This is a genomic window from Stenotrophomonas sp. GW821-FHT09E08, from assembly GCF_059416125.1.
In genome coordinates, this window is sequence record NZ_JBWKOO010000010.1 from 87207 (window position 1) to 108207 (window position 21001).

The window sequence follows — 21001 nt, forward strand, 5'->3', positions numbered from 1 at the left end:
AATCGAGTCTCAGGAAGGCAGAATAGTCAATTCGTGTCCGACAGCGGTGGCCGCAGCGAAGTGCACGGATGAATAGCTGACGATGTTCAAGTCCACCGAATTCAGGTGCGAACGCAGGTTCTTCGATGTGTTCAGTACTTCCAGAACCTTCGCAATCGCGTCAGGCTCAGCGCCGTTTTGATCCACGTCCACCGAAATGCGGAAGGTGTACGGCTCGCCCTTCGGCGTTTCCTGCCACCACTCCACGATGGTGATGCCCAGGCCCAGCGCAGCCAACGCACGGCGCACAGCACCAACGGTGCCCTTCTGCCGCTGCACGGCATACGCTGCGGCGATGGTGTCCCGCTTTTGCGCCTCGGTCCACGTCGTATCCCAGGTGTCAACGCTGAACGCCCACGCCAGCCACGGCAGCAGCTGCGCCGGGGCATTCTGCGGACTCCACATGGTGCGCGCCGGAGTCGGCACCGCCTCAATACGGGCGGCGGCCAACTCCATCGCGCGTTCGATGACGCTTGCGCTTGATGGCAGTAGCGTTTCAGACATCGGTCGCACCCGCGTTGGCCACGACGATACTGCTGCAATACGGCGCTTTGCTGTCGGTGATGACGACATCGGCGGCCGGCGATGTCAACATGACGTTCTGCACGCCGGGCTGCACCAGCGCGCCGATGATGCCGGCGCGGGTCACGTCGTAGCCTATGCGCTGCACCTTGGAAATGTATTCGGCCAGCTTGTCCAATGCTGCTTGGCGAACCACCTCCGGGTCGGGGCCGGGGTACATGGTCAGCACGGCATTGACGGAGAACGGCACGATCTCGGCCGACGCGACGATAACGTGATCGGTCATCGGGCGGATGTCTTCGGCGTTCAGCGCAGCATCGACCTTCGCAACCAGGGCCGGCACCGCAGTGCCGTCGCCACTGCGGGAAAGTACGTACACGTTCACGACGCCAGGCGTCGGGCTGGTGGCGGAAATGTCCTTCACGTCGCCATCGGCGGTCAGCGCATGGAACACGTAACTGCCTTCACTGCCGGCAGTCGTATAGCCTTCAAACGACAGCTGGATACGCGCGCGGAGATCTTCATCGCTCTCAAAGGTCGGCGGGACCGGCGGGACCGCGTTCGGGTCGCCTGCGTCGATCAGCAGGCGCTGCACGTTGACGTTCGCACCCAGCTGGTCAAGGTCTGCGCCGACAGCCAGCGCCAACATGACGGCCTTCGCCGATTCGTTCGCGCGTTGGCGCACCAGCACTTCGCGATAGGCGGAGGCTTCGGCCAACTTATACAGCGGGTCGGACTCCACCAGGCCGGTGTAGGTCACTCCGGCAGCGGCCATGCGTTTGATGAAGTCGGCAAGGATGTCGGCCAGGATCGCTTCGAACTCGATCTGTTCGACGACATCGGGAACCGGCAGCTGCGAAAGGTTGACGTTGGTGAATGCGCCGGCCATTTACTTCACCACAATTCCATCAATGACAATGGGACGCCCATCAGGCAGGTACTCGCCCTCCAGGTCAATTTCGACACGCCCAGCGGCTGCCACTCTCGGTGTTACCTTCGTCACCCGAATGCGAGGTTCCCAGCGCTCCAGCGCATCGACGGTGGCGGCCATCAGGTCCATCGCCGTAGAGCGGTTCATCGGCGCGTCGAGCAGCTGAAACAGCTGACTGCCGTACTCACGACGCATCACGCGCGTCCCAATGGGCGTGGTCAGGATATCGGTGATGGACTGCCGCAGGTGGTCGATTCCCGACAGCGCTTTACCGGTGGTGGCATTGGTTCCAAGCATGGAGCGATCATGGCCGCGCACACGTGCGGCATCCACTGCCGCGATTTCCGTTGACTATTGCGGGGCGCTGGTCGTCCCACCGCCAGACTGCACGCCGCCGTGCTTGTGCGTACTGCTGATGTTGACGCCGTTCGAGGTGATCGCCTTCACGGAAGTGTCGCCGTCGATGGTCACGTTTCCGGTGAACTGGCTCTCCGGCGCATCAACGACAAGCTTCGGCGTGGTCAACATGACCTGACCGTCTTCCAGCTTCAGTACCGTCTTCCCGACCGTCAGGGTGATTATGCCGCCAGTCGGCACGTTGATTTCGTAGCGATGGCCTTCGCGGTCGTACTGAATGAACGCGCCGTCCGCGAACTCGGTTCGCCGGATCGTCTTCAGGTTCGCCGGGGCGCCGTGGGCGTCCTGATACACACTGCCCAGCACCACCGCCTGTGACGGGTCGCCGTAGGGCGACACGATGACCACCTGTTCACCGACTTCAGGCGCGGACCACTCGCGCACACCAGGGCCGGCGCGGTTGACCGTGAACGGAAGCCAGTCGGTCAGCAGTCCGTCGGCATCAACACGCACCAGCGCATTGGCCTCATCCAGCTCAGCGACAACTCCGAGCATCACCAGATTGCCCAGCAGGCGAGATTGTTCTGCGCTCATGGCAGCGGCTGCGCAACGTCGGTGTACTTGTCTTCGTTGCCGCTTCCGATCTCCGGCGACCAGCTGAACATGACATCGGTCGGGACCGTACCATCGTTCTTCCATGCCGTTTCGCCCAGGAACGCGTTCATCACGAATTCGACGCGCCACACGACGAACTTGTCGGCATTCGGTGCAAATTCGTCCGGCTCGACCGCGATCACCTGCACGGGGTCGCACGGCGGAAACCGCCGTCGCTGATACAGCCAGGTCGCCAAGGCCAGCGCCGCTTTGCGCACCGCGGTGTGCGTGGCCGGCGAACGGTGCGCCATGATGATGCTCGCTTCGAACCGCAGCATCACGGGGAACTGTCCGGTGCCGGCGTCTGCATCCGGGTTCGGCTCAGCCTCGGTCATCGCCAGCAGGCACGCAGGCGTCGGCAACAGGGTGTCTTCGTCGTCACGGTAGAACTCGACGGTTTTTAAATCCGGGAATGCCTCCACGATCCTCGCTTTGATCGCGTCATGCAGTTCATCGAAATCTACTTCAGGATCGATGTCCGCCATTTCAGCTCGTGCTCCAGGAAGCGATAGAATTGCGCGTCAAATTGAGGGGTGCCGATGACGAAATCTTCGATGTAGGTGATAGCTTCATCCGCAATCCCGGCATAGACGATCCGAAGCGGCACGCGCTCTTTTCCGATTCGCTTCAGCACTGCATTGCGTCCATACAGCTTGGCGATGAATGCGCCTTGTTCGAACCGTCCGCCCTGTGCCTTCACACCCTTGCCGTTCTGCCTCGGGTTCAGCCTGGCGAAGGCGATGTCCTTGATGCCATACCACACCTTTGCGCCCTGGCCATCGTCCATGCCGTGCTGCATCCGATAGGTACGCACGCGCGAGCGAAGGATCTTCTGTTGAATCTTCAGCTTCGATGAAAGGCCGCGCACCGACTGCGTGCGCATCCACCGCCCCATCTTCGCGTAGGTAGAGCGCATGGCGGCTTTCATCTGCTTCTCGGTCGCCCCAAACGTATCGGCTAGGGCATCAATGCCCCGGCCGTCGATGTCGATCGTCAGCGGTCCCATGGCGATCTCTACTCGACGCGCCCCAGGTACACCACGCACGTTCCCGTGCCGTCGAACTTGGGATCATGGATGACGGTGTATTTCCGACCCGGCATGCTCGCAATGACGCATTCATTGTGCTTCTTTACGCTGGAGACATCGACTTCCTTACAGGTGATGCGCGGGTCGCTATCGGTGGCGACGTATTCACCCAGCTGCTTGTCGAAGTACGGATCGTCGAAGATGCAGGTCACCGGCTGGGAAACCTGGCCGTCACTGTTGGTGAACGTCGCCGTGGTGGCGAAATCATCCACGTTCAGAAAGTCGTCTAGGTTTTCCCAGGCCGGGGACGGCATTAGTAGCCGTCCACCTGTGGCACCAGGGCCACGAAGTCGCCGACGGTGGCCGCGCCCTTGCGGATGTACCGCTTGAACTTGTCCATGTCGATTTCGGCGGCGGCTTCGGCGCCGGCCGGGTCGGTGCCGACCTTGAACGCGATGGCGCCTGCGTTGGTCCAGCCGCTGGTGCCATTGTCGCTGTGTTCGATCACCAGCGACAGGTTTCCGGTGGCTGCGCCACGGGTCACCTGGGCCAGGGCGTGGCCCTTGAACGAACGTGCATCGACGGCAGTGGTGCCCAGGGTAAGGGTTTTCAGTCCGCGCAACATGTCTGTGCGTGCCTCTGTGTGGTGGGTTGGTTACTTGCCAGCAGCTGCGGTCGCAGCCTTGGCCGCTTCGCGCTTCTGCCTCGGGGTCAGCGGCTTTTCCGCTTCCTCGGCCTTAGGCTCGGTGGCCGGTGCGGCTTCGGTGGTGACGGCGGCCGGCTTGGCGGCGGTGGCGTTGTCGATGGCTTCGCCGCTGGCTTCGGTCACCACGACGGTGCCGTCCGCGTCCTGGCCGACGATCTGGACCGGCACCTGCTGTTCGCCGATCTGGACAGTTGCATCGACGTGGTTCGCATCGCTCGCAGCTTCCAGCGAGTTCACGCCGGCCTGGTCGCCAGTGCCTTGACCTTCGCCCTTCGCGTTTTCAGCGCTCGGGGTGACGGCGGTCGGGGCGGCTTCGGCCGGCGCCGGAACAGCCTTGCCGCGTCGCATGTAGTTCGCCGCTTCCGCATGCGAACATTCGATGATTGCCGGCGGCTTGACGACGTCACCGCCAACGGTAATGGCGCCGGTCAACTTCATGAATACGGTGAGCACGCTGAATTCTCCAGTGTACGGGATGGGGTCGCCGAAGCAGCCCCGTCCAGTGGTTACGCCTTGCGGCCGATGCAGAACGACTCGACGCGGCGCAGAACGAAATCCACGTCCTGGAAGACGATCAGACGGACGCCGCCGGACTTCGCCAGGGCCGCGGTGTCCACGGTCAGTTCCAGGCCGCCCCACATGCCGACCACCAGGTCGTTCCAGTTGCCGAAGAAGGTGTCGCCGGCATTCACCTGGTTGGTGATGTCCACGCCGTAGCCGTTGATGCTGCCGCCACCTTCCCACAGGGTCGCCGAACCGGCCGAAGCGAACTTCAGGGTCTTCTTCGCCCACGCGCGAGGTTCTTCAGGCTGCGGGTAATGCTGCCCACCTGCTGGTGCTTCGGCGCGCGCGACATCGATGCGATCTCGATGCGCTGCAGGTAGTCGACGTAGAGTGCGCGGATGCCCAGCTGGTGCTTCCAACGGCGGGCCTCGCGCACCACCTCAGTGATGTCCGGCGATGGCCGATCGTGGATGCGCACCGGAAGCGCGCCGTACTGCTCGGCGGCGTGCAGCAGCGAGCCGACATCGTCGTGACGGAACTTGCCGGCGCGCAGGCGGCCGACGTTGACGCCCGACCCGGCCGCCAACCAGCGCAGGCCCACCTGGTCGGCGGGCTGCTCGCCAGAGATCAGCCCCACCGCCCCACCTTTCGCGCCGGCGGCGGTGGCGCCCAGAAGGAAGCCGGTCTTGCCCATCGCAGGGCGCGCGCCGACGATGATCAGGTCGCTGTCGTGGAAGCCGCCCAGCGCCTCGTCCAGGTCGAAGATGCCGGTGGAGACGCCGATCAGCTTCCCGCCATTGCGCTGCGCTTCCATGGCCTGAGCCACAGCCGCATCGAGCGCCGACTGCGACGTGTGTTCGTAGCTGCGGTCTGCGGTGTGCAGGGTCATAAGCCGCTGGATCGCGGCGTCTACCGCGTCCTCCTGCCGAGCCTGTGCGCCCTCTTGCAGCTCGCGCGCGATCGCCAGGGCCTCACGGTCACGCCACGCGGCGAGCAAGATCGACGCCTGATAGGCCGGCTGGCTGCTGGGGTACAGATCGCGGTCGACACCGATCAGCATCGCCAGCTCGCTCAGTCGCGGGCTGCCCATGCGGTCAGCCACGTCGGAGATCGTCACAGCATCCACAGGCTTGCCGCCGGCGTCCATGCTGCGGATCAGCTCCCACAACTGGCCGTGCGCTTCGTTGCCGAAGTGGCCCGGCTGCAGCTGCATGTCGGCGATGCTGGACGGGCGGCACATCGCCGTGTGCAGCACCTGCCGTTCGACCTGGTGGATCGCGGCGCGGTGGTTGGCTTCGAGGGTCGTCATGCGCTTAGCCTCGGCAACGCGCCCTTCTGCGGCGTCGGGGTCGCTCCCTGCCGGGTCGGCGCCTGGTTCTGCGCCTTGGACAGCCACGAGTTGATGAAGCGCATCATCCCACTCTGAGTCTTCCTCTTCGCGGGGTTTGACATTGCCCAGGCCTTCATTGACCTGAGCTCCTGCTTCACATCGACAGCGGGATACAGCTTGGAGAACTCGTCCACCGCAGCCAGCGACACCGGGAACCCAGCCCCAGTGTTGATGGCGATCTCGATGAAGGGAGCCTCGACTGGCGAAGATTGCAAAGCAAACGCAGCCCCTTTATCGCCTCCGTCTTCGTCTCCGACTACGTCTCCGCCTAGGTGAACATCCGTTATCGGATGCAAAGCATCTGCTACGCATGTGCTTTGCATCTGATCATCAGGTGCTGGGTACTTGCTATCCTTTGCCCTCACCTGCTGTCGGAAGTCCTGCAATTCTAGGAACGCCTTGTCTGCGACCGTGTAGAGAACGATCAGCCTTGCACCAACGCACTCGGCCAGGTGTTTGGAGATCGAGTCTTCTTTCACGCTATCCAGCTTCAGCGGGTAGCAGGACGCCCTAAGCAGCGTCAGGTTTGCGGAAAAACGCCCGAAATCGTCCACCACTGACATCAGCCGGCGGTAGAACAACTCGGCATTGGGCGAGAGGGTATTCACCCTCTCGCTGGTCAAGATTCCCTCGCGGACGATTCGGGATGGCATCAGAACAGCCCCGAGTTCTTGGACACGATGTGAAGAGGATCATCAAGCGCACGCTTGACCTGCTCAGCACAGCCAACCGGATCGCGGAAGATCTCCGACCCTGTGAAGCGGATGACCGGGAAGCCGGCTACGTTGATCTCGCGATCTCGCTTCTTGTCCCTGGCGGCCTGCTCCTTTGTTTTCTCGTGAAAATCGTGCCCGTCGCACTCAATGGCGATCCCACGCAGCTCTCGCCCCCTGGCAAACCACAGGAGGAAGTCAACTCGATAGCCCGCGACTTCAGCTTGCGGCGTCATGACGAAGATGAGGTCGTCACCAAGCATTCCTTGCTCGCGCCAGTCCTTGGGGCCGCCAAGAAAATCCACCTTGGGCATTCCGGCCCAGTCTGCGTCGATCCAGAGCATGGCCCCAGCCAGTCGGTCCTCAATGGGGCTGCCGGTATCTGCAGCGGCGTTGTAGAGCATGTTGAGCTCGTGGAACCTCTGCCCGATGGTTACGGCGAGATCGTTAGGACAGTGCCCGTCCATCGGCGTTGTCGGCTCAAACCACAGCCCGTGAATCCCGGTTTCGATGTATGCCCCCATGGCCAGGAAGAAGGCGTTCTTGGCTTCGTCGGGAACGTCTTCTACTCCTGCGGAAACAGGATCAGTGGTACGGCGAAGAATCTGAAATGGCTGCACTTGAAAGCACTCCTGATTGGCCTGAATAACCGCAGTCCCCCAACCCGTCAGGCTCGGGCTGTCCTTTCCGGAGCTACCGGGAAGTGAGGGGGCGCGGAATTCCATTACGGTTTGACCCGCAGCAGCAGCAAGCAGCCGGCGATGTGCCAGCGCTGTTGGACGACCCACATGGCGTAGGCGATCGGATCGGTATGGCGATTCATGCTGCCGCCCTCCCTGCCAATGCCTCAGACAAGATCCGACTGCGGGTGCGTTCCGCTTCCAGCTTCTCGGTCAGCTCCCGCACCTTGCGCTCGCTCTCCGATTCCAATGGACGGACGCTGGCAGGGTCCAGGCCCATCTGAATAAGCAACCAGAAGAGCGGCGCGGAGTTCCCACAGCGCTGCATCAGGCGTATCAGCTGCTCGCCACTGGGCGAGTTGGTACCGGTCTTGCAGCGTGACCACACCGCGTCCTGCATGCCTATCTCAGCGGCAATAGCCTTGTCCTGCAGGCCGCTCTTGCTGGCGCAGTACGTCAGCACCGCGCCCCAACTCTGTTGCCGTGCCACGTCGGCCAGGTCAACGCTGGTCGGGTGTCCACGCATGGGTAGATCAAGCTGGGTTGTCATGATTGATTCGCTTTGATCAACGCCCAGAAGGCGAAATAGAGGCCCAATCCCGTAGGACCGAGCCACATGGATTCAGTGAGGAAGCAGCCGAAGAACGTCGTAACGCTCGTGCTGATGTGCAGCCGGCTCTACGTCGTGAGCCGACGGGGTGATCGAGTGGTCGTGCGCTTGGTGCCGCAGCGGCCGCAGCGGCAGATCGCAGGGCAAGGCCAAGTGGTGCCCTTCCCTGTTCGGGAGACCTGAACCATGGCCGGCCATAGGGGTGTCCGTCTGCCGGTAGAGTTGGGGGTGCGACCCAACCCAACTACCACCGGAGACGGACATGGATTTAGGACTCCTGACATCAGCCATCGGACCTGCCCTCAACGCCCTGAACGCCGCGAGGACCGCGATGGATGTTCGGGACTACATCGCCAGTGCAAGCGCAATTTCCGAGGCCTTCACAAAGCTTCTCGATGCACAGCAAAAGATCGGCGGATTGATTGCCGATGCCGACAGCCTGCGAACGGAGCTGCTGCAGGTGAAGGAGGAATTGGCCGAGGTGAAGCGCCTGAAACTGCAGCGCGAGAAGTACGCGCCATTCGCGCTCCCCACCGAAGCTGTGGTTTACCGCCTGAAAACTCCCGCAGAGCTGAGCGAACTCGGCATGGATCCCGTGGAGCCGAGCCACTACGTCTGCCAAGGCTGCCTCGACAATCGAAGCGCGATCTCCATCCTCATTCCCAGAGGACGGTCCAGGCTCGAATGCCCTTCCTGCAAGACTGTGGTGCCGACCGGGAATGTTGGCAGCGGCAGGAGGATCTCGAATGATCCCCGCGGCCCCTACGTCCATCGCTGGTGACCCAGCACGCTCGAGAAGCTCACGGACCAACCGCTCAGCAAAAGCCCGCAGGAGGTCGTTGGGCATGCCCATCTCAGCCCACCTCCCCGGCTGCCGGGGTGTCCTCGGGGGCTGGAGCCGGGCCGAAGACGTCCGGGCGAAGGTCGTGGCGGGAGACGCCGGTAGCCTCTTCGATGGCGAGGCAGCGTTCGACTGGAACACGACCACGCGCCTTCCATTCGCTGATAGACGCCGAACGGATGCCCAGGTGCTCAGCCAATCGCTGCTGACTTCCTGCAACCTCAATGACTTTTTGCAAGCTGGCTTTCATGTCCATGCCGCGAACATTAGGCCATGCCTAATCTTCAGTCAACAGGGCAAACCTAATTTTTTACACGGCATCATTTAGGCTATGCCTAAGAGACCACCTGACAACTACGCGCCTGAATTTGGCCGCCGCTTGGTAGAGCTTCTGGCCAAACGTGGGATACCACGTCGGGGCGCAGGAGCCTACCTGCAGCGCACCTATCGGGTATCTAACGTGACAGCCAACGATTGGCTGAATGGGAAGTTTCGTCCGGAAATCGAAACTGCGCGCCAGATTGCCGTCGATCATGGGGCAAATTTCGATGAACTGTACTTCGGCACATCAAATGAAAGCCCTGATTACTCCGAATACGAGGACGTGCTCGGCTACTCCCAGGCTGCGGGTCTAGGCACGGGTGCCGAAGCGGATGAATACGCCGAGACCCACAGCCTGAAGTTCAAGAAGACCAGTCTGCGCCGCCGGGGCATCTATGGCCGCAACCTTGCCGTCTACTACGGCAAGGGCGACTCCATGGAGCCGATCATCGAGGACGGCGACGCGATCCTGTTCGACACCTCAGATACCAAGGTGATCAACGGAGTGCTGTACGTCATCCAGTTGGTCGGTGTGGGAAACCCCGAATTCTACGTCAAACGAGCCATGGTGTTGGACGCCGGAATCTACTTCCATAGCGACAATCCCCGAGGCGATCACAACTGGAAAGACCCGAAACCAATGGAATCAAAGAGGAATCCAATCACGGTTATTGGCCGTGTCCATTGGGTTGGCGGATGGACCGATTGATGTGGCGTCAAAGAACGCTTCTGAGTCACTGCGGCAGATGCGGAGCTGTGGAGGAGTAGTCGATTCAACGCTTTGATTAAACATCCAAATGATGGCGAAGGAAAATAGATCATGAACGCATTGGCGCACCTATGTGTAACCGTGGCAGTTTCCGCTGCGCTTACTTCAGGATGTTCTAGTGGCGAGGGTCAGCCAGCACGTCCGGATGAAGATAGAGGCAGGGCAGGCTCATCGAAAGGGCATGCACTAACGTTCACCAAAATTAGCAATTACACCGTCCCTGGCATCGCGCACCTGGCTCGTCTAGAGGGGTTTACGGAATGCACCGACACCCACTACGCGCTTGTGTGTAGCCATCCGCAACCGCCCGCATTTTTCGCCGTGCCCGTTGTAAGCGCCAGTGTATATATGGACCGCGGAAATCATGCTGGCCTTGAGAAGGAGCCCCGGGGGCCTAAAGAGAACATCAAGGGCGCCACTCTTGATGACCTGTCATACGATTCAGTTGAACTTGTATTTTTGCCACAAAGTTATGATGAGGATTGCATGGAGCGCTCGCGCAAGGAGAGCTGGCAGCACCCTGTGGAATGTGCGTTACCTGGAACCGTTGAAGCCGTCGTTGCGGCAATTGAGGCAGACGGCTGGATATTGGTTTCAGACAGGAGGGGGAATCGTACATGGATGAAATCTGGAGTGTCGGCAACAATTTCATCTTCACGCCACAGTAAAGATGACTCATTGAAGATTTCAAAAGATCTTCTCCAGAATGTAGAGGACACTCTACTGATGCACGCTGCCAAGCAGACTAGAGACAAAGAAGAGCGCGCGGCGTCAAATAGACTTATCCAGCAGATGAAAGCAGATTGATACGATGGTACAAAGACACGCATAGCCTAGGCGCTGCATGCATATGCGAATCCCAGCCCTGCTATAGCGGGGCTTTTCTTTGAGCGTCATGCAATCCTGAACAAGACAAGGCTCATTCATAAATAAATTAGGCCCAACCTGTTGACCTGATATTAGGTCTGCCCTAATTTATCTCCAATACCCCACCCATCCCGGGCAGGGCTAGGAGACGAGCCGTGGCACCTGAGACCTTGCAGCACCTTACCCTTGGCCTCGCCATCTTGAGTGTGGCGATCAACGCCTGGGTCCTGGTGCGGGTCAATCAACTGCAGGTTGATATCTGCGTCGCCCCTCTGCGCCCCGGCGACAGCCTGCAGGCGTCAGGACTTCTTCCGTTTGATTTTGGCGTAGACCCGCATGCCGCACGCAGTGCTGGCACTGCACCAAGTGAAGCGCCCGCTGTCGATGTCCCCAACGATATCGGGGCGAGCGGCAATGCTGATAGCCGTCCTGGGTTCGAGTCGGTGTGGAAGCTCGGTGCGCTCCAAAAGATCTGTAATCACTGCGGCTCGCTCCTTGGAACACCTTCCGGAATGAAATGCCACTTCGGTGATCGTCACCGGCAGGTAACCGGTGTTGATCACCTCAACGGCACCGGTCCACAGGTCATAGCCCGGCACGTAGAGCATCACGAATCGCACCTTCAATCGCACGGTGTCCTTTCGGATGAGCCACACGGCGTTGAACACGCCGAGCGTAGCGCCCAGCACCGCAATCCCTAACGTCAGCCAGTTCGTCCAGTTCATGGACGAAGCATACCCCTGCGCACCTTTGAAGGGCTTGGAGACCGAAATGAGTCTGCACACCGCAAACGACCGGGCACGTAGCACCCAGCGCAACTGGGACAACCAGGAAGATCCGCGCATCACCGCCCAGGCGTCGGTTGATGACACCGCGCTGGAAGCCCTTCGGGCGATGCCGGCGATGCTGGAAGAGACCCTTGGCTTCCGTGGCCCGTCGTTCTGGGCCATGACCGATTGGGAGGCGGAGCAGGAGCGTATCGAGCGCGAGCGCGCTGAAGCCGAGGAACGCGCCCGTGCTGAGGCCGAAGCAGCACGCCTGGCCGAGATCGCCCGGAAAGAAGAAGAGATCCGCGCCCGCGAGGAAGCGGTGCGTGCTGCTGAAGAAGCCGAACGCCAGCGCGTTGCCGCCGAGCAGGCCGAGCGTGAGCGCGTCGAGCGCGAGGCCCGCCTGCAGGCCGAGGCCGCAGAGAACGCGAAGCGCGAGGCAGCTGCTGCAGTGGAACGCGCCGAACGCGAGGCCCGCGAAGCTACTGAGCGCGCGACCCGTGAGGCAGCTGAAGCCGAGCAGCGCGCCAAGGATGTCGCCGAAAAGGCCGAGCGCGAAAAGGCCGAGGCCGTCGCTGCTGCTGAGCGCCGCGCACAGGAAGAAGCCGACCGCGCCGAGCGCGAGCGCCAGGCCAAGGCCGATGCGCAGCGCCAGGAGGACGAAGCACGCGCCGCTGACGTCGAACACCGCCGTTCGATCAACCGCGCCGCCGTGGCCGCGCTCGTCAGCCTTGGCATCGAAGACGAAACCGCCGCCGCCGTCATCACCGCCATCGTGCAGGGCAAGGTCCCGGCCGTGCAGATCCTGGCCGGGCACGCCGATTACGCCACGACCGAAAAGTACTATGCCCACCTGACGCCAGAGGGCGACGACGGCGCAGTAGCGAAGCTGCGGTACTGATCCGCGCCGCTGGGACCACTGGGACCAAATCCTGTGGATATGTGGGAAACAGTGGGAAGTGAGCACCACTGAGCCTGCCTAAGTTGTTGATTATGGTGACCCCGGCCCGATTCGAACGGGCGACCTTCCCCTTAGGAGGGGGACGCTCTATCCAGCTGAGCTACGGGGCCATTGGCAGCGGGAAAGGATACCTCGTCTGGCTGAATGGACCAAGCGCAGGGCGTTCTGCAGGGCCCTCGGAGTAGATATGCTGGCCCGCCGCGACCCGTTGTGAACTGGATGTCCGACGTCTGGCGAATCCTCTCCGCTCTTGGCGACAGCCGCTGGCTGCTGCCCATGGCCTTGATACTGCTGATCACCCTGCCCGGCGCAGACGCACGCCTGAAATGGCAATGGCTGCTGGCCATCGCCGTCACCGCCGGCATCACGCTTGCCTCAAAGCTGGCCTTCATGGGCTGGGGGATTGGCATCAAGAGCGTGCACTTCACCGGTTTCTCCGGGCATGCCGCGATGTCCAGTGTCGTCTATCCAGTCATTGGTGTACTGCTTGCCGGCCCCGGCAAGCGCGCACGGGCGATCGGCCTGGTAATCGGCGTGCTGTTGGCCACCGCTATTGCCTGGTCACGAATCCCGCTGCATGCGCACAGCCTCTCGGAAGTAATTGCCGGGCTGGCACTTGGACTGAGCTGCAGCACATGGGCACTGCACGCCGCATCACCCGTCGGTCGTGCCCGTACGATGGCTGTTGTCGCTGCCGTACTCGCGGGAATGGTCCTACCCCTCGCCTTGCCGGACGTCCACACGCACCAACTCGTCATTGCACTAGCAAAACTCATCTCCGGCAGGGCTGAGATCTTCCAAAACTTCTGAGAATCGCCAAGGCGACTCCACATTTCCTTCACGTTCCTTGACAGGGCAAATGAATAGCAGCCAACATAGCGGTGGAAAATTTCCCTCACGGAGTAGGAGACCCCGTAGATGAAGAAGATGATTGCCGCCCTGGCCCTGCTGGGCCTGTCCTCGCCGGTGTTCGCTCAGGAAGCTCCTGTCGCAGCCGCTGCCGCTCCGGAAGAAGCAGCCGCAACTGCTGCAGGCGCCGAAGCAGCCGGCCTGTCCACCGCCGCCATTGTCGGCACCAGCGTCATCGCAGTTGCTGCCGGCGCCGTGCTGTACAGCGTTGCCGGTGACAGCACCAGCGGTCCGAGCGATCCGGGTGGCAACCCGGGCAATCCGGGCACCCCGGGTACCGGCGGTACCGGCGGTACCGGCGGTACCGGCGGCACGGGTGGGACCGGCGGCACCGGCGGCTAATACCGCTGCAGCACGCTTTAGGCCCTCGCCGGGCAATGCTTGGCGAGGGTTTTTTATGCCCGTCGAATCTACGTAATCAAATGACCAAGAAGTTGACCTGCCTCGCGGCTGCCCTGCTGACAGCCACCACACTTTCCGGCTGCCTGCTCGCGCCCGGCCAGCACCTGCGCCACAGCGATGTCTCGCTTGGACGTCAAAGCGACGATCGCCATCTTGAGCTCATCAGCATCACGCCGAAGCTCGTTGCGATGGATCGAGCCACGCAGGGCGAGCAGGTCCTTCCCTCCGAACTGTTCGACTACCAGCCGCCGGAGTACACCGTCGGCATCGGCGACATTCTCTACGTCACCGTATGGGATCACCCGGAACTGACGGTACCGGCAGGCCCTCAACAACAGGGCAACCTTGCCGGGCGCCTTGTGCAGAGCGATGGCTCCCTGTTCTACCCGTACATCGGCAAGGTCCAGGCAAAGGGCAAGACGCCCGTCGCGCTTCGCGAGGAAATCAGCCGGCGCCTGGCCCAGTACATCGAATCCCCCCAGGTCGATGTCTCCATTCTCACCTACGGCAGTCAACGCGTGTGGGTCACTGGCGCTGCCGAGCGCTCGGCGCCGATCGCGCTGGGCACCTCGCCGTTGACCCTGGCCGACGCCATCAGCCAAGCCGGCCTGAACGTCAATCAGGCGGACCTGTCCGGCGTGCGCCTCAGCCGCGCTGGCGCCACCTATACGATCAATCTGGAAACACTGGCTACCCAGCATGGCGGTCGCCAACTATTCCTGAAGGACGGGGACTCGATCTTCATTCCCTACCTGGATCGCAAGGAAATCTTCGTGGTGGGCGAAGTCAACCTTCCCGGTGCCTACAGCTTCCGTACCGGCGATGTATCGCTGAACCAGGCACTTGGCCGTGCCCGCGGCCTGACACAGGAAACCTCCGCCGGCAATGCGGTCTACGTGATCCGTGGCAGCAAGGATCTGGAAACCGTTCCCTCCACGATTTATCAGCTGGAAGCCCGCTCTCCCACCGCATTCGCGGTCGGCAGTCAGTTCATGCTGCAGCCGGGCGATGTGGTCTTCGTCGGCGCGGCCGGCGTCACCCGCTGGAACCGCTTCGTGAACCAGTTGCTGCCGTTCACCAACATCCTGTATACCGCCGCCCGCACGGAGAACGAAGTCGGGAACAAGTGACATGATGTGCATGGATGTGCTTCGGGCGCGCAGCAATCTGCGGCGCACCCTCCAATGGATGATGGCCCTTTCCGTTCTGGCGACGCTGGCAGGCTGCACCACGGCCAGCCGTGCAACCAGCGACTCCTTCCGCCTGCTGTTCAAGCGACAGGTGGCGGCTACGCCTGAACAGGTCGCGGCAAACCGCTTTCCCCAGGCGCAGTTGAAGGCCCCCGATCTGTCAGCGGTGATGGTGCTGGGCTACGTCGATGCAGGTCGCCAGAGCTGGTATGCCGGCAGCAATGCCGTGTTCCAGCTCGACAGCACGGGACTGGTGACAGGCGTTTCGAGCCCGGGTCGGCAACTCCAGGCCCGCATCATCGGCGCTTCGCCGTTTGTCAGGCTGCGGGAGCTCAACGCCAGCACCACCGTGCAGCGGGAATACGACTGGATCCCCAGCTATCGCATGGGCGTCCAGGCCACCGGCACGCTGACCCGCGGCGAGATCGAGTCAATTAGCATCCTGGGCAAGGAGCGATCCCTGGTGCGCTTTGACGAGCGCATCGAGGGCGGCTTCCGGGCACACAACATCTACTGGGCAGATCCGGTTACAGGCTTCATCTGGAAGAGCAGGCAGCAACTGGGCCCGTCCTACACCGTGGAGCTGGTGCAGCTCAAGCCATACCGCCCCGCAAAGGATTGACCATGGCATTGCGATTCCTGCTTCTGCTGGCCGTGCTGCTGGCATCGGGCGCTGCCCTCGCGAATGGATCTGCCGCATCCCGCAATCTCGAGGTTGTCGCCGAAGGTGCGTTGCTGGCACCAGGAAGCTACACCGTGGCTGCAGGCACTCGCCTGTCGCAGCTTATGGCCACCACGCACCCCGCTTCAGACGCCTATCTGCCCGGAATCGCGCTGTACCGGAAGGGTGCGCGCCCGCAGCAGGTTCGGTTGCGGGCCGGCCTGCAGTACAGTCTGGACCTGCTCGAAGAGGGCCAGGATCCGCAGATCGCAACGGCCGCGACAGCGTTGTCGCGCTGGCTGCAGGACCATCCCGCATCCGGCCGCATGCCGCTCCCCATCAACGACATGCGCCTGATGCAGGTTCAATGGGGTAGCGATCCGATCCTTGAGCAAGGCGATGCACTGCGCGTGCCACGTCGGCCCAACACGATCACCGTGCTTGGCGCAGTCGAATCAGCCTGCGAACTCCCCCACCAGCCGTTGCGCGACGTGCATGACTATCTGCGCGACTGCACCGTGACCAGCGCCGCCGATCGCAATGATCTCTATGTCGTACAGCCAGACATGACTGTGCAGAAAGTCGGCGTCGCGCAATGGAACCGGGCTGACCCGCAGGCCGTTGCACCTGGCGGCGTCATCTTCGTACCGCTTCGCCAGCATGCCATCGATGCAGTCGACAGCGCCTTCAATGCCGAGTTCGCGGCATTCATCGCTACCCAGGCCCCGCACCCGTGATCCGCTCCACCCAGAAGCCCACCTGCGCTGCTCGTCCTGCTGCTTTCGCCCTGTCGCTGCTGGCGCTTTCCCTGGCGACCGAACTGCACGCGCAGCAGGCTCCGCCTGCCACCGCCAGCGAATGGGGCGGCGTCGGTCTGCTGCAGACGCCGACCGCGCGGATGGCGGAGGATGGCGACATCGCGTTCACCGCCTCCCACAACTCGCCCTACAGTCGCTACAACCTGACGCTGCAGCCATTTCCATGGCTGGAAGGCTCGTTCCGTTACATCAACGTGTCCAATATCCGCTATGGCGCAAACAAGGTAAGCGGCGACCAGAACTACAAGGACAAGTCCATCGACTTCAAGCTCCGCCTGTGGAGCGAGACACCCTGGACACCCGACCTTGCCTTCGGCGTGCGCGACCTTGGCGGCACCGGCTTCTTCTCGAGCGAGTACCTTGTCGCAAGCAAGCGCTTTGGACCCATCGATGCCTCACTGGGACTCGCAACGGGCTACCTTGGAAATCGCGGCGACTTTTCCAATCCCCTTGGGCTCGTCAGTGATCGCTTCAAGGATCGCAGACCCATCGCGTCCAGCAACATCCAGGACGCTGGCAAGTTCGGCATCAGCAACATGTTCAAGGGGCCTGTCGGGGTATTCGGTGGCGTCACCTATCAGACGCCGTTGAACTCCCTTCTTCTCAAGGTCGAATATGACGGCAATGACTACAGGCGCGAACCCCGCCGCAACAACCTTGCGCAGAGCTCACCCATCAACCTTGGCCTGGTCTACACGCCAAATCGCAACGTTGAACTGACCGCCGCGTGGGAGCGTGGCGAAGCAGCAATGTTCTCGCTGACTCTACGGGGAAACCCGGGGCACGCATCTTCGGCCCCGAAGCCCTTTGACCCGCCTCCGCAGCGAATCGTTCAACACCCATCACAGCGCCAAGGCACCGCGCCCTCAAGCCCCGCACGCGAACCGGCCTGGGCCGGGATCGCGAACGAACTGGACAACAACGCAGGACTACGCGTCGACAGCATCTCGCACGATGGTAGCGAGCTGATCATTGAGGGCTATCAGAACCGCTACGCCAGCAGCGCCAAGGGAGCGGGAAGAGCGGGACGGATCCTGGCGAACTCCATTGATGGCCGATACGACTGGTACACCTTCCGGACCACGCGTATGGGCATGCCCGTTGTCGACATGTCGTTCAAGCGCGAAACGCTTGAGGCGTATCTCGATGGCCGTGCAACCGAGGATGATCTGCGCCGCAGCGTCGAGATAGCCGCGCCGGCCGAAAGACAGGTCGAGCAGCTCTATGCAGCCAGCAACCGGCCATGGGGCGGCGGCTTCAGCCTTGGGTACCGCCAGAATCTGGGTGGGCCAGATGGCTTCATCCTGTACCAGATCTCAGCCAATGCGAGCGGTAGCGCGTTCCTCAACCCGAACACGTGGGTGACTGGAACCGCAAGTGCCAACGTCATCAACAACTATGACAAGTTCCGTTACGACGCGCCAAGCAGAGTGCCCCGGGTTCGCACGGACATCCGCAAATACCTGAACACCTCTGAACTCACACTTCCCAACCTTCAAGCCAACGTGGCCGGCAGGCTTGGAAGGGACACGTACGGTATTGCCTATGCCGGCTATCTTGAGTGGATGTACGCAGGCATCGGCGGGGAGTTGTTGTATCGCCCGATGGGTGAATCCTGGGCAATTGGCGCCAATCTCAACCATGTTCGCCAGCGTGACTTTGACCAGCACTTCGGACTGCGCGACTACGGAATCACGACAGGCCATGCAACGCTCTACTACTCATTCGACAGCCAGAATCGCGTTGTAGGCACGCTTTCCCTGGGGCGTTACCTTGCTGGCGACTACGGCGCCACGCTGAACGTCGCGCGGGTGTTCGACAATGGCATGAGCATGGGTGCCTACGTCACAAAGACGGACATGTCTGCAAAGGATTTCGGCGAAGGAAGCTTCGACAAGGGAATCTACTTCAGCATACCGTTCGATTCAGTTCTTCCCAGGTCGACGCGCGGCCAGGCAGCCATTACGTGGGCTCCGCTGATTCGCGATGGTGGCGCCATGCTTGGACGCAAGTACACTCTCTACACGCTCACCGGCGAACGCGACAGGCGCTCCTTCTACGAAAATCTTCAGGATGTCGTCGACTGATAGCCTCCAACTGGCAGACATGCCGCCGCAGGAATGAACCTACGGCGCGCATGCGACTCAGTCGATAAACGATTTCACAAGTGAGATGTGACCCGTGGAATGCGCCGGAACCCTCGCGGCCTCCGGCGGCAGCCTCATGTAATCGCCATAGACGCCACGAAGATACTCATCGTAACCAACCGGCGCCAGGAATTCATGATTGGCGAACTGCATCGGTACGGCCGCTTCAAAGACTTCGCGCCGGGACACCTCTCTCGCGCCCCAACGGCCCAGCAGATTCGCCACGTGGGTAGAAGCGTCAAACGACTTCAGCGCCAGGAAGGAATGCAGGGCTGAATGAATCCAGCCCACAGGAACCGGCTTCGCAACCCACCTGATGCACGCGCGCACGCTTCGAACGGCCCGGGAACAGTCCTTCGGAACATAGGCACCGGTTACCGTGGCAAAGCCGCCCTTCATCAGGCGGGCAAGCCAGAGATGGAAAGTCCGCATCGCCCGCCCCTGGAATGTCCCATCCAATGGAAACACATCGAGCCAGACCCCCCGGGTAAACTCGAAACACAGCACTTCCGTAACCGACGTCCTGACATCGTAGACCTTGCTGAAAGGATAGATGTATCCAGCATCTCCCCCAACATACGACACACGATAACTGGGCGAGAACTCCGAGGACAGCTCCTGGAATCGGAGATAGTCGGGCCTGGGCATTCCAATATCGATATCATCGTCCCAGGGGATCGGCCCCTGGTGCCGAACCGCACCAATCAAACTGCCGCCAATCAGGTAATAGCGAAGCTGATTCCGCAGGCAGAATTCGTGAAACTCCTGAAGCGCATTGAGCATCACCTGCTGAACATCTTCGATCGAATGCGCAGTCATTTCGTCTTCTTCACATCGAAGATCTGGCCCGTGTAGTCAGACAGCAGCACCAGCAGGGACTTTTCTGCAACCTCTTCCGCACTCAACAGGGAGCCTTCCGGCTCGATTCCAAAGGCCTTCGTGCGCATGGGAGTCGCGGTTCGTTCTGGATTCACGCAATTCACCCGCACGCCTTGCGCGTGCCATTCATCAGCGAGCGCTTGCGTCAGGTTGACCACTGCGGCCTTCGACGAACTGTACAGACTGTACATCGATCTTCCGTAGGTATACGAGCTGGAGGTGAAATTGAGCAACTGCCCCTGCGAGTCGCGGAGATAGTCGAAAGATGCGAGCGCGACATTCACTGCACCGACATAGTTCACGTTGATTGCCTCGGCCACATCCAGCTGATCCATATCAACCAGAGGTTGACGAACCAGCACTGCCGCCGAGTTCACAACGAAATCAATCCTGCCATGCTCGCGCGCGACGTCCGCAAGCAAGTTTGTGACGTCCTCAAGACTGGATATGTCGATGCCAGTCGAACGACCGGCCACAACAACCTTGGCTTGATAAGCAGTCGCGATATCGGCGATTTCCTTGCCGATCCCACTCGTTCCGCCGAAGACCACCAGGACCTTGCCCCTCAGCGCCGAAAGCGAGAATTGAACTCGTTCCTTTACATCCAGGAGCGTCGAACGTAGCTGGCAGAGCTTGTCGAGGATATGCAGATCCTCTTCGTAAGTCAGCTTCATGTTGCCCGTATCGCCATCCACCAGGAAGATCTTCTCTTCGGGAAGGTACTTCAGGACGACGCCACAATCATCGGTGGTTACAAAGGATGGATCTTTCATGGCAATACCATAAGCGCGCTCGATCGTCCGATGCGAGAATGCCTGCGGGGTCTGACCATTCCTCAGCAGGCTACGATCGGGTATCCCTGAGATCGTGTTGGTCCTAGGGTCTGCGACGATGATCGTGTCCGTCGTCTTGATCACCACATCCACTGCGTTGTAGCTCCGCAACGCTTCGATGACATCGCCAATGATCCGACGACTGATAAGCGGGCGCACCGCATCGTGGAAGATCAGCTGAACCCTGTGATCCTTGCAGTAATGCCGCGTCGCATCGATGGCTGCCAGCGAGGACTGGTAGCGCTCACTCCCCCCTCCGATGATTGCCTTCACTTTTCCGAACCGACCGTTGGTGACAACGGACTCGACTTCCTCGATGCAGTCCATGTTAGAAACGATCAGTATCTCGTGGATGGCCTCATGTGACTGGAAGGCCTGGATCACATGCTCAAGGACCGTCTTTCCAGCAAGCTTCATCATCTGCTTGGGTTTGCTAAAGCCGCTCCTTGAGCCCTTCCCCCCCGCGAGAACGACCGCTATGTTTTTGACGTCCTTCATATGTC

General features: G+C 61.2%; 28 protein-coding genes and 1 tRNA gene. 10 read left to right on the forward strand and 19 right to left on the reverse strand.

Annotated features, from left to right (window positions below; all coding sequences use genetic code 11):
• Positions 1-9: 9 nt before the first annotated feature.
• The 14 genes from AC07M7_RS13775 to AC07M7_RS13840 form a co-directional block, all read right to left on the reverse strand.
• Positions 10-543 carry a phage tail protein I gene (locus AC07M7_RS13775; RefSeq protein WP_495207642.1) on the reverse strand — a complete coding sequence of 178 codons (534 nt, stop codon included), beginning with the start codon at positions 541-543 and terminating at the stop codon, positions 10-12.
• On the reverse strand, positions 536-1450 hold the full coding sequence (locus AC07M7_RS13780) for a baseplate assembly protein (RefSeq protein WP_495207643.1): 915 nt from the start codon (positions 1448-1450) through the stop codon (positions 536-538). The genes AC07M7_RS13775 and AC07M7_RS13780 overlap by 8 nt, the downstream gene beginning before the upstream one ends.
• Positions 1451-1825 (reverse strand): GPW/gp25 family protein, encoded by a 375-nt coding sequence (locus AC07M7_RS13785; protein ID WP_495207644.1) that lies wholly within the window; start codon positions 1823-1825, stop codon positions 1451-1453.
• A gap of 18 nt (positions 1826-1843) precedes the next feature.
• Positions 1844-2443: a phage baseplate assembly protein V gene (locus tag AC07M7_RS13790; protein ID WP_495207645.1), complete on the reverse strand. Its 600-nt coding sequence runs from the start codon at positions 2441-2443 to the stop codon at positions 1844-1846.
• Positions 2440-2988: a hypothetical protein gene (locus tag AC07M7_RS13795; protein ID WP_495207646.1), complete on the reverse strand. Its 549-nt coding sequence runs from the start codon at positions 2986-2988 to the stop codon at positions 2440-2442. Before AC07M7_RS13795 ends, AC07M7_RS13790 begins: the two co-directional genes overlap by 4 nt.
• Positions 2964-3509 carry a hypothetical protein gene (locus AC07M7_RS13800; RefSeq protein ID WP_495207647.1) on the reverse strand — a complete coding sequence of 182 codons (546 nt, stop codon included), beginning with the start codon at positions 3507-3509 and terminating at the stop codon, positions 2964-2966. Before AC07M7_RS13800 ends, AC07M7_RS13795 begins: the two co-directional genes overlap by 25 nt.
• Before the next feature lie 8 nt (positions 3510-3517).
• The gene (locus AC07M7_RS13805; protein WP_495207648.1) at positions 3518-3844 is read right to left on the reverse strand and encodes a head-tail joining protein; all 327 of its coding nucleotides are present in this window, start codon (positions 3842-3844) and stop codon (positions 3518-3520) included.
• Positions 3844-4155 carry a hypothetical protein gene (locus AC07M7_RS13810; RefSeq protein WP_495207649.1) on the reverse strand — a complete coding sequence of 104 codons (312 nt, stop codon included), beginning with the start codon at positions 4153-4155 and terminating at the stop codon, positions 3844-3846. The genes AC07M7_RS13805 and AC07M7_RS13810 overlap by 1 nt, the downstream gene beginning before the upstream one ends.
• A 30-nt stretch (positions 4156-4185) precedes the next feature.
• The gene (locus tag AC07M7_RS13815; RefSeq protein WP_495207650.1) at positions 4186-4689 is read right to left on the reverse strand and encodes a hypothetical protein; all 504 of its coding nucleotides are present in this window, start codon (positions 4687-4689) and stop codon (positions 4186-4188) included.
• Positions 4690-4742: 53 nt separating this feature from the next.
• The gene (locus AC07M7_RS13820) at positions 4743-5096 is read right to left on the reverse strand and encodes a phage major capsid family protein (RefSeq protein WP_495207698.1); all 354 of its coding nucleotides are present in this window, start codon (positions 5094-5096) and stop codon (positions 4743-4745) included.
• Positions 5009-6049, reverse strand: a complete 1041-nt coding sequence (locus AC07M7_RS13825; protein WP_495207651.1) for a replicative DNA helicase — start codon at positions 6047-6049, stop codon at positions 5009-5011. Before AC07M7_RS13825 ends, AC07M7_RS13820 begins: the two co-directional genes overlap by 88 nt.
• The gene (locus AC07M7_RS13830) at positions 6046-6738 is read right to left on the reverse strand and encodes a hypothetical protein (protein ID WP_495207652.1); all 693 of its coding nucleotides are present in this window, start codon (positions 6736-6738) and stop codon (positions 6046-6048) included. Before AC07M7_RS13830 ends, AC07M7_RS13825 begins: the two co-directional genes overlap by 4 nt.
• A gap of 44 nt (positions 6739-6782) precedes the next feature.
• Positions 6783-7568, reverse strand: a complete 786-nt coding sequence (locus AC07M7_RS13835) for an endonuclease domain-containing protein (RefSeq protein WP_495207653.1) — start codon at positions 7566-7568, stop codon at positions 6783-6785.
• Between the two features lie 94 nt (positions 7569-7662).
• A complete protein-coding gene (locus AC07M7_RS13840) occupies positions 7663-8073 on the reverse strand; it encodes a hypothetical protein (RefSeq protein WP_495207654.1) in 411 nt (136 codons plus the stop codon).
• Between the two features lie 322 nt (positions 8074-8395).
• Here AC07M7_RS13840 and AC07M7_RS13845 point away from each other — a divergent pair, with 322 nt between their 5' ends.
• Positions 8396-8914: a hypothetical protein gene (locus AC07M7_RS13845; protein ID WP_495207655.1), complete on the forward strand. Its 519-nt coding sequence runs from the start codon at positions 8396-8398 to the stop codon at positions 8912-8914.
• 73 nt (positions 8915-8987) lie between these two features.
• Here the strand turns inward: AC07M7_RS13845 and AC07M7_RS13850 are convergent, their stop codons facing one another.
• Positions 8988-9230 (reverse strand): transcriptional regulator, encoded by a 243-nt coding sequence (locus AC07M7_RS13850; protein WP_495207656.1) that lies wholly within the window; start codon positions 9228-9230, stop codon positions 8988-8990.
• A gap of 204 nt (positions 9231-9434) precedes the next feature.
• Here AC07M7_RS13850 and AC07M7_RS13855 point away from each other — a divergent pair, with 204 nt between their 5' ends.
• Entirely contained in the window at positions 9435-10004 is a 570-nt protein-coding gene (locus AC07M7_RS13855) for a S24 family peptidase (RefSeq protein WP_495207657.1), read from the forward strand.
• 111 nt (positions 10005-10115) lie between these two features.
• Positions 10116-10871, forward strand: a complete 756-nt coding sequence (locus tag AC07M7_RS13860) for a hypothetical protein (protein WP_495207658.1) — start codon at positions 10116-10118, stop codon at positions 10869-10871.
• A gap of 359 nt (positions 10872-11230) precedes the next feature.
• Here AC07M7_RS13860 and AC07M7_RS13865 read toward each other — a convergent pair whose 3' ends face one another.
• Complete coding sequence (locus tag AC07M7_RS13865; protein WP_495207659.1) at positions 11231-11656, reverse strand: hypothetical protein; 426 nt, start codon at positions 11654-11656, stop codon at positions 11231-11233.
• Positions 11657-11702: 46 nt separating this feature from the next.
• Between AC07M7_RS13865 and AC07M7_RS13870 the strand changes: the two genes are divergently transcribed.
• Positions 11703-12599 (forward strand): hypothetical protein, encoded by an 897-nt coding sequence (locus AC07M7_RS13870; protein WP_495207660.1) that lies wholly within the window; start codon positions 11703-11705, stop codon positions 12597-12599.
• 93 nt (positions 12600-12692) lie between these two features.
• Here AC07M7_RS13870 and AC07M7_RS13875 read toward each other — a convergent pair.
• Positions 12693-12769 (reverse strand) — tRNA-Arg (locus tag AC07M7_RS13875).
• Between the two features lie 109 nt (positions 12770-12878).
• Between AC07M7_RS13875 and AC07M7_RS13880 the strand changes: the two genes are divergently transcribed.
• From AC07M7_RS13880 to AC07M7_RS13905, 6 genes are all read left to right on the forward strand, one after another.
• Positions 12879-13469: a phosphatase PAP2 family protein gene (locus AC07M7_RS13880; protein ID WP_495207661.1), complete on the forward strand. Its 591-nt coding sequence runs from the start codon at positions 12879-12881 to the stop codon at positions 13467-13469.
• A 108-nt stretch (positions 13470-13577) separates the two neighbouring features.
• A complete protein-coding gene (locus AC07M7_RS13885) occupies positions 13578-13910 on the forward strand; it encodes a hypothetical protein (protein WP_442247155.1) in 333 nt (110 codons plus the stop codon).
• Positions 13911-13945: 35 nt separating this feature from the next.
• A complete protein-coding gene (locus AC07M7_RS13890) occupies positions 13946-15100 on the forward strand; it encodes a polysaccharide biosynthesis/export family protein (protein WP_495207662.1) in 1155 nt (384 codons plus the stop codon).
• Between the two features lies 1 nt (position 15101).
• Positions 15102-15782 carry a YjbF family lipoprotein gene (locus AC07M7_RS13895; RefSeq protein WP_495207663.1) on the forward strand — a complete coding sequence of 227 codons (681 nt, stop codon included), beginning with the start codon at positions 15102-15104 and terminating at the stop codon, positions 15780-15782.
• Positions 15783-15784: 2 nt separating this feature from the next.
• Complete coding sequence (locus AC07M7_RS13900; protein WP_495207664.1) at positions 15785-16558, forward strand: capsule biosynthesis GfcC family protein; 774 nt, start codon at positions 15785-15787, stop codon at positions 16556-16558.
• The gene (locus tag AC07M7_RS13905; RefSeq protein ID WP_442247152.1) at positions 16555-18726 is read left to right on the forward strand and encodes a YjbH domain-containing protein; all 2172 of its coding nucleotides are present in this window, start codon (positions 16555-16557) and stop codon (positions 18724-18726) included. The genes AC07M7_RS13900 and AC07M7_RS13905 overlap by 4 nt, the downstream gene beginning before the upstream one ends.
• A gap of 57 nt (positions 18727-18783) precedes the next feature.
• Here AC07M7_RS13905 and AC07M7_RS13910 read toward each other — a convergent pair whose 3' ends face one another.
• Entirely contained in the window at positions 18784-19605 is an 822-nt protein-coding gene (locus tag AC07M7_RS13910) for a LicD family protein (RefSeq protein ID WP_442247151.1), read from the reverse strand.
• Positions 19602-20996 (reverse strand): SDR family NAD(P)-dependent oxidoreductase, encoded by a 1395-nt coding sequence (locus tag AC07M7_RS13915; protein WP_495207665.1) that lies wholly within the window; start codon positions 20994-20996, stop codon positions 19602-19604. Before AC07M7_RS13915 ends, AC07M7_RS13910 begins: the two co-directional genes overlap by 4 nt.
• Positions 20997-21001 lie beyond the last annotated feature (5 nt).